Origin of the sequence: Cyanothece sp. BG0011, assembly GCF_003013815.1 — a bacterium.
Classification (GTDB): domain Bacteria; phylum Cyanobacteriota; class Cyanobacteriia; order Cyanobacteriales; family Microcystaceae; genus Crocosphaera.
In genome coordinates, this window is record NZ_PRLH01000007.1 from 38335 (window position 1) to 53771 (window position 15437).

General features: G+C 38.0%; 16 protein-coding genes and 1 pseudogene. 12 read left to right on the forward strand and 5 right to left on the reverse strand.

Annotated features, from left to right (window positions below; genetic code table 11):
* The first annotated feature begins 44 nt into the window (after positions 1-44).
* From C4E06_RS02330 to C4E06_RS02345, 4 genes are all read left to right on the forward strand, one after another.
* Positions 45-866 (forward strand): phycobilisome linker polypeptide, encoded by an 822-nt coding sequence (locus C4E06_RS02330; RefSeq protein WP_107666611.1) that lies wholly within the window; start codon positions 45-47, stop codon positions 864-866.
* A 102-nt stretch (positions 867-968) separates the two neighbouring features.
* Positions 969-1856: a phycobilisome linker polypeptide gene (locus C4E06_RS02335; RefSeq protein ID WP_107666612.1), complete on the forward strand. Its 888-nt coding sequence runs from the start codon at positions 969-971 to the stop codon at positions 1854-1856.
* 80 nt (positions 1857-1936) lie between these two features.
* A complete protein-coding gene (locus tag C4E06_RS02340) occupies positions 1937-2209 on the forward strand; it encodes a phycobilisome linker polypeptide (RefSeq protein ID WP_107666613.1) in 273 nt (90 codons plus the stop codon).
* Between the two features lie 8 nt (positions 2210-2217).
* Positions 2218-3075 (forward strand): HEAT repeat domain-containing protein, encoded by an 858-nt coding sequence (locus C4E06_RS02345; protein WP_107666614.1) that lies wholly within the window; start codon positions 2218-2220, stop codon positions 3073-3075.
* A 27-nt stretch (positions 3076-3102) separates the two neighbouring features.
* Here C4E06_RS02345 and C4E06_RS02350 read toward each other — a convergent pair whose 3' ends face one another.
* Entirely contained in the window at positions 3103-3339 is a 237-nt protein-coding gene (locus C4E06_RS02350; protein WP_107666615.1) for a hypothetical protein, read from the reverse strand.
* Positions 3299-3601, reverse strand: a complete 303-nt coding sequence (locus tag C4E06_RS02355; RefSeq protein ID WP_107666617.1) for a type II toxin-antitoxin system HigB family toxin — start codon at positions 3599-3601, stop codon at positions 3299-3301. Before C4E06_RS02355 ends, C4E06_RS02350 begins: the two co-directional genes overlap by 41 nt.
* 32 nt (positions 3602-3633) lie before the next feature.
* Here C4E06_RS02355 and C4E06_RS02360 point away from each other — a divergent pair, with 32 nt between their 5' ends.
* The 7 genes from C4E06_RS02360 to C4E06_RS02390 all read left to right on the forward strand — a co-directional run bounded on the left by C4E06_RS02360 (position 3634) and on the right by C4E06_RS02390 (position 10494).
* On the forward strand, positions 3634-3816 hold the full coding sequence (locus C4E06_RS02360; protein ID WP_107666619.1) for a hypothetical protein: 183 nt from the start codon (positions 3634-3636) through the stop codon (positions 3814-3816).
* 150 nt (positions 3817-3966) lie between these two features.
* Positions 3967-6051 carry a M3 family metallopeptidase gene (locus C4E06_RS02365; RefSeq protein WP_107666620.1) on the forward strand — a complete coding sequence of 695 codons (2085 nt, stop codon included), beginning with the start codon at positions 3967-3969 and terminating at the stop codon, positions 6049-6051.
* 354 nt (positions 6052-6405) lie between these two features.
* Entirely contained in the window at positions 6406-6759 is a 354-nt protein-coding gene (locus tag C4E06_RS02370) for a hypothetical protein (RefSeq protein ID WP_107666623.1), read from the forward strand.
* A 195-nt stretch (positions 6760-6954) separates the two neighbouring features.
* Entirely contained in the window at positions 6955-7626 is a 672-nt protein-coding gene (locus tag C4E06_RS02375; protein ID WP_107666625.1) for a HEAT repeat domain-containing protein, read from the forward strand.
* A 150-nt stretch (positions 7627-7776) separates the two neighbouring features.
* A complete protein-coding gene (locus tag C4E06_RS02380; protein ID WP_107666627.1) occupies positions 7777-8307 on the forward strand; it encodes a phycobiliprotein lyase in 531 nt (176 codons plus the stop codon).
* Positions 8308-8344: 37 nt separating this feature from the next.
* Entirely contained in the window at positions 8345-9280 is a 936-nt protein-coding gene (locus C4E06_RS02385) for an NAD-dependent epimerase/dehydratase family protein (protein WP_107666628.1), read from the forward strand.
* Positions 9281-9375: 95 nt separating this feature from the next.
* Positions 9376-10494, forward strand: a complete 1119-nt coding sequence (locus tag C4E06_RS02390; protein ID WP_107666630.1) for a hypothetical protein — start codon at positions 9376-9378, stop codon at positions 10492-10494.
* A 34-nt stretch (positions 10495-10528) separates the two neighbouring features.
* Here the strand turns inward: C4E06_RS02390 and hemF are convergent, their stop codons facing one another.
* From hemF to C4E06_RS02405, 3 genes are all read right to left on the reverse strand, one after another.
* The gene (gene hemF / locus C4E06_RS02395; RefSeq protein WP_107666632.1) at positions 10529-11560 is read right to left on the reverse strand and encodes an oxygen-dependent coproporphyrinogen oxidase; all 1032 of its coding nucleotides are present in this window, start codon (positions 11558-11560) and stop codon (positions 10529-10531) included.
* Between the two features lie 283 nt (positions 11561-11843).
* A complete protein-coding gene (locus C4E06_RS02400; protein ID WP_107666633.1) occupies positions 11844-12848 on the reverse strand; it encodes a DNA cytosine methyltransferase in 1005 nt (334 codons plus the stop codon).
* A gap of 199 nt (positions 12849-13047) precedes the next feature.
* Positions 13048-14601, reverse strand: a complete 1554-nt coding sequence (locus tag C4E06_RS02405) for a pitrilysin family protein (RefSeq protein ID WP_107666634.1) — start codon at positions 14599-14601, stop codon at positions 13048-13050.
* A gap of 631 nt (positions 14602-15232) precedes the next feature.
* Here C4E06_RS02405 and C4E06_RS02410 point away from each other — a divergent pair.
* Positions 15233-15437, forward strand: a pseudogene (locus C4E06_RS02410) (glycogen debranching enzyme N-terminal domain-containing protein); the annotation flags it as partial.

Consider the following 15437-nt stretch of genomic DNA (forward strand, 5'->3'; position numbering starts at 1 on the left):
CTTGTTGTATCTAATCTGCCATTAGCATTGTTAGGAGGTTGAAAATGACCAGTTTAACAGCAGCGCAACGGTTAGGTTTTGAGCCATTTGTCAATACGGCTCCAGTGGAGTTGCGAGGGAATTGGACAGATGAGCAGGCAGAAATCGCCATTCGTGCTGCCTATCGTCAGGTACTCGGGAACGATCATCTCATGTCTTGCGAACGACTCTCAAGTGCAGAATCTTTACTAAGAAATGGAGCCATTTCCGTCAAGGATTTTGTCAGAGCGATCGCCCTTTCGGAGCTATACCGCGATAAATTTTTCCATAGCAATCCCCAAAATCGCTTTATCGAACTCAATTATAAACATCTATTAGGTAGGGTTCCCTACGATCAATCGGAAATCGCCTATCACAGCGATCTATATCATCAAGAGGGATACGAAGCAGAAATAAATTCTTATATCGACTCTCTTGAATATCAAGAAAACTTTGGTGATGGGATCGTACCCTATTGTCGAGGGTTCTCTAGTCAACGGAATCAAAAAACCGTTGGCTTTAGTCGTACCTTTCAACTCTATCGAGGATACGCCAACAGCGATCGCGCTCAAGGCAATAGTCATCAAGGTAAATTGATTCGAGAAGTCGCCCGCAATACTGCTTCCCCTGTGTACATTGGTGAGACAGCAGAAGTATTATGCGGTGTGTCCGGCGGCAACCGAGATCAAGTCTATCGCCTAAGAGTAGTGCAAAAAGCAGTTTTAGGGACAAAAACCCAACTACGACGTAGTTGTCGAGAATATCTCGTACCCTACGAACAGCTATCCAATAAATTACAGCAAATCAACCGTCAAGGTGGCAAGGTAATCGATATTACCCCTGCTTAAAGTATGCTGATAGATAACGATGAGGGTTAATAAAAGTTAACCCTTGTCCTCATTGTCCCTGTATCAAGATCAATGGTAAATCAGACAAAGGAGAACTAAAATATGCCAGTGACAACAGCAGCTTCTCGTCTTGGGACATCTGCTTTTGAGGAAACCTCCCCAGTAGAACTCCGTCCCGACTGGAGAAAAGAAGATGCTCAAGGGGTCATTCGTGCAGTCTATCGCCAAATTTTTGGTAATGACTACATCATGAAATCCCAACGCCTCAAAAGCGCAGAATCATTACTGTGTAATGGTTCAATTAGTGTCAGAGAATTTGTCCGTGCTGTAGCCAAATCAGAACTTTATAAAGAGAAGTTCTTCTACAACAATTTCCAAACTCGTACCATCGAACTCAATTATAAGCATCTGTTAGGACGCGCCCCCTACGACGAATCTGAGTTTGCCTATCACCTCGATTTGTATCAAACCGAAGGATTTGACGCAGACATCGATTCTTACATCGACTCAGCAGAATATCAAGAAAACTTCGGGGAAAATATTGTTCCTTATTATCGAGGATTTAATAACCAAACCGGACAAAAAACCGTTGGTTTTACACGGATGTTCCGTCTTTATCGTGGTTATGCCAATAGCGATCGCTCTCAATTAGAAGGGAGAAGCGTTCGTTTAGCGACCGAATTAGGACAAAATGGATCTTCTTCTGTGGTTGGACCCTCTGGTGCTAACGACGGTTGGGCTTATCGTCCCTCTAAAGCCACTGCTAGCCCCAATCAACAAGTTTTCGGTGGAACCCTTGCCTTTGGTAATGGGGAAAACAGAAGCTATCGCGTTGAAATTTCCGGTATTGGCGCAAGGGGAGCGAAAAACTATCCTAGCGTTCGTCGTAGTAGCCGTGCGTTGATTGTTCCTTACAAAGAATTATCAGCAACCCTACAACGCATTAGCCGTTCTGGTGGTAAAGTAGCGAGTATTACTCCTGCTGACTAGAAATAAGAAGTTTTTTAGCAACTTCTTATGCTATAACTTGATCCAAAATGAGTCAATAATCGTTTAGGAAATTCTTTGTCATGTTAGGTCAATCCGCATTAGTAGGATCATCAAGTAACCCCTCCGCCAGTCGCGTTTTTGTTTACGAAGTGACTGGCCTTCGTCAAAATGACACCAACGATAAAAATAGTTATCCTGTACGTCGCAGTGGTAGCGTTTTTATCAAAGTGCCTTACGCTCGCATGAACGAGGAAATGCAGCGTATTACCCGTATGGGTGGCACCATCGTTAATATTTCATCAGCCAGTGAGTCATCGGCTGAATCATCGGCTGAATCATCCAGCGAATCGTAAACATTGTAATGGTGAATCATTCTCAGGATGATAAAGTTGTGGGATCATCGGTAGGTCAAGGATCTGCTGATGATCCCGCCTATACGGTTGAACAAGCTTTATCTAACTTACAGCAAACCGAAGACCCCAGCGCCCGCTATTATGCAGCTTGGTGGATCGGAAGATTTCGCGTCAATGAACCGACGGCAATCACAGCCTTATTAACAGCATTAGAAGACGAAAGCGATCGCTCTCCAGGTGGGGGTTATCCTCTCCGACGCAACGCAGCGAAAGCCTTAGGAAAATTAGGGGATGTATCAGTAGTCCCGGCCTTGATAGATGCGTTAAATTGTAGTGATTATTATGTGAGAGAGTCCGCAGCCCAATCCTTAGAAATGTTGGGGGATCACAGAGCTATCCCTGGATTAATTCAGTTGTTAGAGGGTGGGGTAGAAGCAGCCCAACAGGTAGAAGGTAAACCCCATCTAAAAGAACCTTACGAGGCGATTTTAGAGGCGTTAGGCACGTTACAGGCAAAAAAAGCCATTTCTTTGATAGAGCCGTTTTTAGAGCATTTTGTCCCGAAGGTGCAATTTGCAGCAGCTAGGGCATTGTATCAATTAACTGAGAATCCTGTGTATGGGGAAAGATTGGTTAAAGGCTTGCAAGAAAAAACATTGCAGGTGCGTCGATCGGCTTTAATGGATTTAGGAGCGATCGGTTATTTAGACGCAGTAGATGCGATCGCTAAAACTTTAGCAGAAAATAGCTTAAAATTGATTTCCCTTAAAGGGATTTTAGAACATCATTTAACTCAGCAATCAGTTACACGAGAATTAGATGATGATCTTATTCATTTGATGAATATAATGGATTCATTACTTTAATTAGGCTATTTGTTCAATAAAATCAATTTAGTTGAAGGGATAATAAAGGTCTTCATAATCTCGAATTAAACAACCTAAAACATTCAGATAATCTTGTTCTTCTGGGGTTAAACTTCCTTGATCAATTAATTGATCAACAACTTTTTGAGTTGCTTGATAAGCTTCTTCTGATGCAATAGGACGAGGAGGGAAAGCTTGTAATAATTTAAGATAAGCTTGATGATTAGGAGAACCAAGCGTCGTTTTTCCAGTTATCTGTGTCATATTCTGCATGGGTAAGGACAGCACGAACAAAAACTTTTTGATATTTATAGTCTATCAGAGTAATTAAGCGATAGTTGTTACCACTTATATTAAAGACGGTTAGATTACCCACTTGATCAGCTTGAGGAAAGATTTGACGTAGCTGGTTAAAATTTTGCCATCTTGCTTCTCTGGTGCGAGAATACCATGTTTGGAGGCTTGATTGAGCATTTGGATGTTTTTCCCAAAATTCTTTAAGTCGTCTATGGGTGATAATGTGCATTATATTCTAAAATTAACGCCTCTTTATCAACTATGGGACGAGTTAGACAGAAAGAATGTGATAGTTGCCATATCTCCTCAAAATTACTCTATCGAGTACAAATTGATTCCTCGCAACAGTGGCAGTTTATGTGTCCCAACTGTTGGCAACAAGTGAGTGATAATAATCCCCACTACGTTTATGGTGGAACCTGGAAAGCTAAAAAACGCCATTGATATCGTAACACAGTCTTTTAGACTCAATTGGTTCAATTAAAGGTGAATGGTAAATTTTGCGTTAGAGTGAAAATAAGAGTTAGTTGTCAGCTAAAGTTTTGACGACTAACTTGAAAAAAGTATCAAATTTTGATTTATTATCACTCACGTATGACCAACGCAACTGTAACCAATAACCCCTTACTCATCGGAAAAGGATTACCCCCATTTGATAAAATTACCCCTGATCATGTTGTTCCTGGAATGACAGAATTATTGCAAGAATTAGACACTAAATTAAGTGATTTAGAAGCCAATGTTAAACCAACTTGGGAAGGTTTGGTTGAACCCCTAACAGAAATAGAAGAAAAATTTAGTTGGAGTTGGGGAATTGTTGGCCATTTAATGGGCGTTAAAAATAGTCCTGAACTTCGCAACGCTTACGAAACGGTACAACCGCAAGTTATCCAATTTGTTAACAAATTAAGTCAAAGTAAGCCCATTTATGAAGCGTTTAAAAGCTTACAAGAAAGTGAGCTATGGAATACATTAGAAAATGCTCAAAAACGGATTGTAGAAACAGCTATCAGAGAAGCAGAATTATCAGGGGTTGCTTTAACAGGAGAAATCCGTGAGCAATTCAATAAAATTCAACTGGAATTAGCGGAAATTTCCACTAAATTTTCTAACCACGTTTTAGATGCAACTAAAGCCTTTAAACTGAAATTAACCACAGAAAAAGAAGTGGAAGGTTTACCCCCTAGCTTACTCAGTTTAGCCGCACAAACAGCACGCACAGACGGAGAAGAAAACGCTACCCCAGAAGCTGGACCTTGGGTGATTACTTTAGATTATCCCAGTTATATTCCTTTTATGAAATATAGCACCCAACGGGACTTAAGGGAGAAAGTTTATAAAGCGTTTATTTCCCGTGCAGCCAGTGGGGAATTAGACAATAATCCACTCATCGAACGTATTTTAGAACTGCGGAAACAACAAGCAGAAATTCTCGGTTACAATACCTATGCAGAAGTTAGTTTAGCTCGGAAAATGGCCCCTAGTGTTGAAGCAGTAGAGGCATTATTAGAAGAGTTAAGAAAAGTCAGTTATGACGCTGCGGTTAAAGACTTAGAAACCCTAAAAGAATTCGCTAAAACTGATGACTTAAAACAGTGGGATGTGAGTTATTGGGCAGAAAAACAACGGGAAACCTTATTCAATTTTACTGCCGAAGAATTACGTCCTTATTTTCCATTACCGCAAGTATTAGATGGGTTATTTACCTTAGCAAAAAGAATTTTTGGGGTAAAGATAACGTCTGCAGATGGAAAAGCACCTGTATGGAACGAAGATGTTAGATATTTTCAGGTGAATAATGAAGCAGGAGAAGCGATCGCACACTTCTATTTAGACCCCTATAGTCGCCCCGCAGAGAAGCGGGGAGGGGCCTGGATGAATGATTGTATTGGACGGGCAAAAATCAAGCTAGAAGAGCAATTTATGACCCGTTTACCTGTCGCTTATTTAATCTGTAATCAAACCCCTCCCGTGGATGGAAAACCCAGTTTAATGACCTTTGATGAAGTCACTACTTTATTTCATGAATTTGGCCACGGGTTACAACATATGTTAACAAAAGTTGACTATCCTGGGGCTGCTGGAATTAACAATGTAGAGTGGGACGCGGTAGAATTACCCAGTCAATTTATGGAAAATTGGTGTTACGATCAAACCACTTTGTTTAACATGGCCAAACATTATGAAACGGGAGAAACGTTACCCGAACATTACTATGATAAGTTAGTTTCTGCTCGTAATTATATGAGTGGTTCAGGGATGTTAAGACAGTTACATTTTAGTTTCCTTGACTTAGAATTACACCATCGTTATCAACCCAATGGGGAGGAAACTCCTGGGGATGTTCGTAACCGTATTGCTGAGAAAACTACGGTCATAAAACCGTTACCAGAAGACTCATTTTTATGTTCTTTTGGTCATATTTTTGCTGGCGGTTATGCAGCCGGTTACTATAGTTATAAATGGGCAGAAGTATTAAGCGCGGATGCGTTTTCGGCCTTTGAAGAAGCAGGTTTAAACGATGAAAAAGCGGTTTCAGAAACAGGAAAACGGTTCAGAGATACGGTGTTAGCATTAGGGGGCAGTTTGGACCCGATGGAAGTGTTTAAAGCATTCCGTGGACGGGAACCGCAAACGGAACCTTTGTTAAGACATAGTGGTTTATTACAAACTGCATAATCTATCATTTAAGTGCGTTATTATTCTAGTAACGCACTTACTTATTTATTCGTGAGGGTTAAAAACCATTAATCCTAAAAGAAGTGATCACTCTGAAGAAAGACGAAAAGAAGGAAGAAGGGTTAGTCCTGCTTTTAATGATGCAGTGAATGCAAAAAAAAGTGATGTTTTTCTTCAAGAAGATGATAGATATGTGGTTAGGGGAAAGAGAGGAAGAGAACACATTTTTGAGAAAGATGGGTAGTTAGTAACAACAATTAATCGTTCTTCTCAAGCACATTTAATGAAAATTCGTCGAAATGAAAGACGACCCATTACTGATAATGAATTTATTGAATTTAAGGAGTTATTTAAATGACATTAGATATTGATAGAAATATTGAAAAACAAGAAGAAATGGACTTAGAAGATCAGCTTTCTTGTCTAACAGCAGATTTAATTGAGTATAAAAAAAACAAGATGTTTCTTAATAATCTTTTTAATGTCGAGTCAGGACAATGGACAGATATTAACACTTTATGTCAAGGTATTAATCATTTACAAAACCAACTGGAATTAATTGAAAAATCTTGTGATGAACAGCTAACGGTTACCTGGTTAGATTATCCTCTTAGTACAATGGGAGAAGGTTATTGTTTAATTATTTTTTATTTGGAATCTTTACATTGGGATAATATTGCTCTTTATAATAGAAAAGACTTTATTTAAGCAACTACCCGAAAAATCTCAACTCGCAATCTTAACTTTTTTAGAACAATTTGCCAATAATAATCAACAATAAACGAAAATAGAGAAAACAATGAACATCAAACCATCAAAAACTACACAAAATGAGCCATCTGTGATCAAACTGTAAAAAATCGTTACAATAGAAGCAACCAGTTATAAAGAAATGTTACAAAAATGATTAGCACCGACCTCGAACAAATATCCTTACAACTAGAAAGCGAAAACTCCCGCGATCGCCTGTTAGCCTTAGCTTCCTTAAGACAAGTTTCCGCAGAAGATGCAGTCCCTTTAATTAAGAAAGTCTTAGACGACGAAATCTTACAAGTGCGATCAATGGCAGTGTTTGCCCTAGGAGTCAAACAAACTGACGAATGTTACCCTATCTTAGTTAAACTATTAGAGACAGACCCAGACTATGGCATTCGGGCTGATGCTGCTGGCGCATTAGGGTATTTACAAGATCCGCGCGCTTATGAACCCTTATCCAGAGCATTCTACGAAGACACACAATGGTTAGTAAGGTTTAGTGCTGCTGTGTCCCTGGGTAACTTAGGGGATGTTCGCGCCAAAACCCTCTTGTTACAAGCCTTAGACAGCAAAGAAACCGTCATGCAACAAGCAGCGATCGCAGCCATTGGCGAGATCAACGCCATCGACGCTATCGATGAGATTTTGCGCTTTGCTAACTCCGAAGATTGGTTAGTGCGGCAACGTTTGGCACAGGCTTTAGGTAACTTTAACACAGAAAAGAGTATTTCTGCTCTCAACTTCTTAGCCAAAGATGGTCAACCCCAAGTCAGAGAAGCTGCTTTATTTTCTCTTAACCTTCTGGAACAAGACAACTAAGAAAGGGTGAGATGTCATGATACAATCAGGGTTGTGGGGTTGCTTAAAAAATAGCCACAAATAGCCTTATTTAACCCTCTAAATCTTAAGAAATAAAAGGGATAAAAGTAACCCATCACCCTATTTTTATCAGATAACTCAACAGTGTTCATGGACATACAAACCTTTCTAGAATCATGTATCGGTCAATGGTTTTCTCAGCGAAGTAGCTATCAGTTTGACACAGAAAAAGCAGAGAGTCATAAATCGGAATTAACCGTAGAATGGTTGAACACTGATCATTCTCTGCTGGTTTCCCTTTGTCAACAACATCGTATTGATCCTAACCAAGCGATCGGTGGTCAAGAAATTAGTTGGAATAGTTCTAGTGACTATTATAGCCAACAAAAGCAAACAGGAACGGCAACGATGATTGTTATTCCTGATAGTAATACACCACAAAAAGGAAAAATTATACAAAGTTTTCAGTCTAACCCTTCATCCCAAGGAAACTATAGTTTAGGAGATGATGAAGCATTAACATTGACCCTTGAAATGGGCGACTTTTTAATGGAAGAAAGGATCTGGTTTGCCAGTCCGAACTTACGACTACGTACCAGTTTAATGAAAGGAAAAGATGGCTATAGTCGCACTGCTTTTTATTCAGAAATTCGCCGACTTCCTCCCCAAGAAGTCGCATAATTAAATCAATTAATTTTACCTAGGAGAACTATTAAAAATGCGTATTTTAATTATGGGTGGAACCCGTTTTATTGGAGTTTATCTCACCAAAGAATTAGTTAAACAAGGTCATGAAGTGGTCTTATTTAACCGAGGCAATAAACCGGCACCCATTGAAGGGGTAACACAAATTCACGGCGATCGCAAGGATGCTAACCAGTTAAAAGAAAAGTTAGCTTCTGAAAGTTTTGATGGGATTTTTGATAACAATGGTCGGGAATTAAGCGATACTCAACCCCTCGTAGAAATCTTTAATAATAAAGTTAAGCATTTTGTCTATGTGAGTTCAGCAGGAGTCTATTTAAAGTCCGATCAAATGCCTCATATCGAAGGAGATGAAGTCGATCCCAATAGTCGTCATAAAGGAAAATTTGAAACCGAAAGTTACTTAGAAAAATCGGGTATTCCCTGGACTTCTATTCGTCCCACCTATATCTATGGTCCTCAAAATTATAATGATTTAGAAGCTTGGTTTTTTGATAGAATTGTGAGAAATCGACCCATTCCTATTCCTGGTAATGGCTTACATTTTACCCAGTTTGGTCATATTGAAGACTTAGCTAAAGGGATGGCTGCAGTATTAGGAAATGAACAAGCGATCGGACAAATTTATAACATTTCGGGGGAACGTTATGTTACCTTTGATGGGTTAGCTAAAGCTTGCGCCGTTGCTGCGGGTAAATCTGCCGATGACATTAATATTGTTCATTATGATCCTAAACAATTCGACTTCGGTAAAAAGAAAGCATTTCCTTTGAGAATGCAGCACTTTTTTGCTGATATTCATAAAGCATTACAAGAATTAGATTGGAAACCCGAATATGATTTAATTAACGGTTTGAAAGACTCATTTGAAAATGATTATTTAGCATCGAAACGGGATCAAGCTGACATTGATTTTACTTTAGATGAACAAATTTTATCAGCTTCCTAATTGTTATATTTTTAAGGTGGGCATTGCCCACCCTACTTTTTGAAATTTAGAATAAAAATAATAGTTACATTTAAAAATATTTTGAAGGTATATTGATGAATCAAGAATCAATTGATAATAACTTAGTACCCAAAGAATCTATAACAGTAGAAGTACAACCAAGTTATACAGAAAAAACTGAAAGACTTAATACGATTTTAACTGGAATTGCTACAGTTTTAAATGCTATTAAGCCCTTTCTTTTGGTTATTTTTTGCCTTATTGTCTTGAGTTGGGCTGGAAAATTTGTGATGAATTACTCCATGTCTCAAGGGATATCTGAATTAAATAGCAGAGAAAATACAGAGGTTACAATTACTGTTCCTGAAAAAAAAAATATTGATGAAGGTATTGCAATTTCCCTTAAACAAGCAAAAATAAACGCAGAAAATTTTGCTTCAGAAGAATTAGATCAATGGGTAAATCAATTAATGACTCGTGTTGATGATAGTTTTTTACCTTGGTATTTTGGTTATTTCAATCAAAAATATCAAGAACTTCGTACTCCTTTTCTTTACTTAAAATCAGCCGTATTTCATTGGGTTAATCGTAAAAATCCTTCTCCAAATCAAGCAGTTGCTAAACAATTAACTGAAGAAATGCAAAGGGAGTTTGCTAAACGAGTATTACAGCCAAAATTATCACAACTTCAACTAGAAAATATAACCCGAAATACAGCCAATGTATATGTTGATTCCCTAACCAATAATCTCGCTAACCTTCAAAGTCATTATAATATTCCCCAAGCTGAATGGGAAAAATATCTTAATGGTCTTGCTGTAACTATTAAGGATGCTGAAGGTAATGTCTCTAATTTATCGATGAAACTTTTAGTGGTTGGAAGTCCCTATTTATTTGCTAAAGCTATGATTCCTCTTGCTAGTAAAGGAGGGATAGCGATGTTATCTCTAGCTGGAAAATCTGGGGCAAAAATGGCGGCTAAAACCGGAGGAATCGCTGCTACTAAAATAGGGGCGCAGTTGATTGATCCTCTTGTCGTTTTTGGTATTATGATGTGGGATCTTTGGGACTATCATCATACCGTTAGTGTCGAAAAGCCCATATTACGAAATACAATTGAACTTTATCTACAAGAGGTTAAAGAAATATTGTTAGAAAACAGCATTATGTCATCCATTTATCAGGTTGAAAATGGCATATTGAAGGCTTTGTAATATTAATAAGGTGGGCAATGCCCACCCTACTTTTTTAAGCTTTCCAGTTAACCCAATCTTGAGGCTTTAAGAAAGTGTTGTATAACTCAGCTTCTGGGGTATTGGGTTCCGGTTCATAACAGTATTCCCAACGAACCAAAGGGGGTAAAGACATCAAAATAGACTCGGTACGACCATTGGTTTGTAGACCAAAAATTGTCCCGCGATCATATACTAGATTAAACTCCACATACCGTCCCCGACGATATAATTGAAACTGTCTTTCTCTGTCCCCATATTCGGTATTACGACGCTTTTCGACAATGGGAAGATAAGCCGGTAAAAAAGTCCGTCCACAGTCATTAACAAAAGCAAACAACTCTTCCCAAGTACGGTTTTTTTGAGGAGATAATTGATTACTATAGTTGGCTGCTGCTTTATCAGCATGGGGACCGCGATATAAGGGGTCAGTTCCATCTTGATAATCAAAGAAAATACCCCCAACGCCACGGGTTTCTTGACGGTGTTTGAGATAGAAATATTCATCACACCACGGTTTAAACACGGGATAATATTCAGGGTGATGTTTATCGCAAGTTTCCTTTAAAGTACGATGAAACTGGGCTGCATCTTCAGCAAAGGGGTAATAGGGAGTTAAGTCAATACCGCCTCCAAACCACCAAACTGGACCCGCTTCAAAATAGCGATAATTGAGGTGAACCGTGGGAACGTAGGGGTTACGGGGGTGGAGAACCATAGAGGTTCCCGTGGCGTAAAAACCATGTCCTTCTGCTTCAGGACGCTGTTTTAAGATGGAAGGGGGTAACTGTTTTCCCCACACTTCGGAGAAGTTTACCCCACCCTGTTCTAATAGATTACCGTCTCTGAGGACACGAGAACGGCCACCGCCTCCCTCTTCTCTTTCCCAACTGTCCTCATGAAATTTGCCACCACCGTCTGCTGTTTCAAGTCCTTGGCAAATTTCGTCTTGAAGGGTTTTCATGAAGTGACTGACCCGTTGCTGGGCATCTTCGGGAGGTAAAGAAGTTTGTTGCGGACTGGTAACGTCTGTTGTTATAGGGGTCATATCTCGTTAACTAAGACTTTGATCAAAAGTTCAACAGTAACTTGTCCATTACACTGACAAAATTACGCTTATGATCAATCTAAGGCTTGATGGGTCAAAAGTATCATTAAGTTTAGTAAAGTCTTCTGGTTGTCTGATTTATTGCCACATTTCAGGAAGTTTAATCTCGCTATATTGACGTTCTTGACATTCGAGACTTATTAATAGTTTTATCTAGTCCCATTTTAGCTTTTTCAATATCTAAATTCATAATTCAATCAAATAGAGTAGTTTTAATCAATTTTTATTTCGTTTTATTAACCTTGAATTTATTTTTATCAACTGCATCAAATATAGAGTTGATAATAGAAACAACACAAGGGACTGCAACGGAGTTTCCCACTAATTTTCTAGCTGATGAATAGGAACCAATCAATTGAAACCAGTCAGGAAAACCTTGTAAACGGAGCATTTCTCGTTCGGTTAAACGACGTTTACCATTGACTAAAAGATAATTATAAGATGCTCCGGCTCTCATGGCACAAGAGTAAGGATAAGCACTAATATGACCTGCTTTATTTTCATGCCAAATTGTAATTTTATGCTGATGATTTCCTTGATATTTAGCTAATCTATTTTTTTGTATTTGTTCAGAAGCATTGTAAAATTCTGATACAGATTTTTCGATTATTTCTGATAAGGGTTTCATTGATATATTTGGTTTTTTCCAAATAAAAGCAAGGGGGTCTCGAAAACCAACAATAAAAACTCGCTCTCGTTTTTGGGGTAAGCCAAAGTCTAAAGCATTTAAAACTTTATAGTCTGCATAATAACCTAAATTAGATAAAATTTCTAAAATAGTTTTTAAGGTTTTACCTTTATTATGTCCGACTAATTGTTTAACATTTTCTAAGATAAAAGCATAGGGTTTATGGTACTTAAGAATTCGAGCTATCTCAAAAAATAGAGTGCCTCTTGTATCTTCAAAGCCTTTAAGCTGACCACAAATACTAAAAGGTTGACAAGGAAAACCAGCTAATAAAAGATCATGTTTAGGAATTGATGATATAGGAATTTTGGTAATATCTCCTTGCGGTTTTTCCTTAAAATTCGCTTCATAATTTTTTTGAGCATCGGCATCGATATCCGAAGAAAAAACACAAATAGGGTCTATTTTTTTATCTTTAAATCTATACTGAGAACAAACTGATTCTAAAGCAATCCGAAAGCCTCCAATTCCACAAAAGAGATCAATATATTTTAACTTTAAGGTTGAATTTGTAGGGGTTAATTGACCTTTAAATAGCATAGAAAGTTTGAGATAATGAATTAAGATGTATCAAGGTGGGGAATACCCACCTAAGAGTTAAGTATCTAAGAGACTGTTTATAAACAGAATCTTAAGAGGGTAGGGTGGGCAAGTCAAAGACTTATCTCAACTAACCCCATTCCTAAAAATCTTGCCCACCTTACAAAATTGGTTTTTATTTTTTCTTTAGGAACAGTTTCTAAGACTTCGGTAAAATCTTTCCAATGGTCAAATTTTCAGGGACAAAAGTCTCTCTTGCAACTCGTTGAACATCGGCAGAGGTGACTGCGTCAATAGCTTGTATTTGGTCAAACAAATTGCGCCAAGTTCCCGTTTTTACTTCATATTCAACTAACGCTTTACCCATACCTAAATTAGAGTCTAGAGAACGTAATAAACCGGCTCGTAATTGATTTTTTACCCGTTGTAATTCTTGTTCAAAAACCGGTTCAGTTTTCAATTTTTCAATTTCTAAGGATAAGGCTGTCGCCACCTCTTCTATGGAAGCATTAGGAGAGGTTTGAGCATAAAATAACATCAAATTGGGATATTTATCCGCCGGAAATCCATTAAATCCTTGAGCCACTAAAGCCACTTGTTTTTCTTCAACTAAAGACTTATATAAACGAGAGGTTCTTCCCGAACTTAATAAAGTCGAAATCACCTGATAAATGGCACTATCTGGATGACTTAAAGCAGGAACATGATACCCTTCTAAATACCAAGGTTGAGACGCTAGTTTTAAGGTAACTTCACGGGTTTCTTCTTGTTTGGGTTCGACTTTTGTCACTTGAGGGGGTGCAGGTTTTTCCTCATAGCGACCAAAATAAACTTGAGCTAATTGTTTAACTTGTTCCGGTTGAACATCCCCAACAAGAGCAATGGTTAGGTTACTCGGCCCATAATAAATATTGAAAAAGTCTTGAACATCTTCACGGGTTAAATTGCGAATATCTTCGTTATAACCAATGGTAGGACGCTTATAAGGATGTTCTGTAAAAGCAGTATCTAAAAACGCTTCTACCATCGTCCCAATGGGGTTATTTTCTGTCCGTAACCGTCGTTCTTCTAAGATGATATTTTGTTCTTTATAAAATTCCCGAAACACAGGATCTAAAAATCGTTCTGATTCTAGAGACATCCACAATTCTAATTTATTGGAGGGAAAACTATAAAAGTAACGGGTTGCATCTGCACTGGTTGTAGCATTAATATTAACGCCACCAGCCGTTTCTACAATTCGGCCAAAAGCATTTTGTTGGACATAACTGGCTGCTTCTGCTTGTACTTTGTCAAAGCTTTCTCTTAATTGTTTAACTTTCTCTTCATCCCCTGCTTTTTTAGCAGCTTTGAGTTGTTCAAAAACTTGATCTAAACGAGTTAAAGTTTCTTTTTCTTTTTCATAGTTAGTGGTACCAATTTCTGTGGTTCCTTTAAAGGCTAAATGTTCTAAAAAATGAGCAACTCCTGTTTTTCCATCGGGTTCATTTGCCCCTCCCACATCAGCGTAAGTGACAAAAGAAACCACAGGAGCGTCATGATTTTCCATAATAATAAATTTCATGCCATTATCTAAGGTAAATTCTGTCACTCGTTCAATGGCACGATTTAAATAAGGAGTAATAGAAGAAGACTCATTAGAAGAGGTGGTTTGTGTGACAGCTAGAGCCTTTCCCCCCAGAAATAAAATAAGACAGAGAAGGCTAATCGTGTAACCCATGAAGCGAGACAATTTCAAAACATTAATGACCATAGAGATAAGAAAACTCTTGAAAGATTAATAGATTCTTTTATAGCATATCAAAATTAGAAGCTAAATAAATTATTTTTGTCCCTTCTCACGTCTTTTTTTTGGGATGAGTCGGTAGGGTTGCCCTTGTCTTTTATTCTTTTTTGATGCTTATTGAGAACAAATTTTAGTCAAAAGAAATTAAAAAACATATAGCTACTGATAGATCAATATATTTTTTTTGTTTAAGAGGAAAATGATTCAACTTCAAGGGAAAAATATTAATTATATTGCTTATAAAAAACAAAAAACAGATTTTTAAAAAATTAATATTTTCTATATATTCTTTGACTAGAGAAAAATTGTACCGTTAAGCTTCATCAAATCACAACCCAGGGATGGGGATCAGAAGAATTATGGCTAAAATCTTACCTTTCAGGGGAAATAGTTGTTCAAATACGGCTTAAATCCTGGTTACAAAAAGCATTTCTGTTTAATAGTCTTAGACCGGTGCCGTGGCACTTTTGCTCTTTGAGTTCTCAGGTAGTTAAAGAGGCAGATTGACACAATAAGAAAACATAATTAAATAATAGAACATTCCCTAAAAAACTTTATACAATCTTCCTAGTCAGGAGAGTTAACCCATTGAGTATTCATGACCTTAAACTATGGACGGGAAATTTGCGGTAATTTAAGCACAGCCCAATCAAGGGAATGGTTAATTACAAACGGTATTGGGGCTATGGTTGTGGTACCATTTCAGGGGTCATAACCCGTTGTTATCATGGCTTATTGATCGCTGCGTTGAACCCTCCTCTAAAACGAACCTTACTACTGTCAAAACTCGATGAAACCATCCA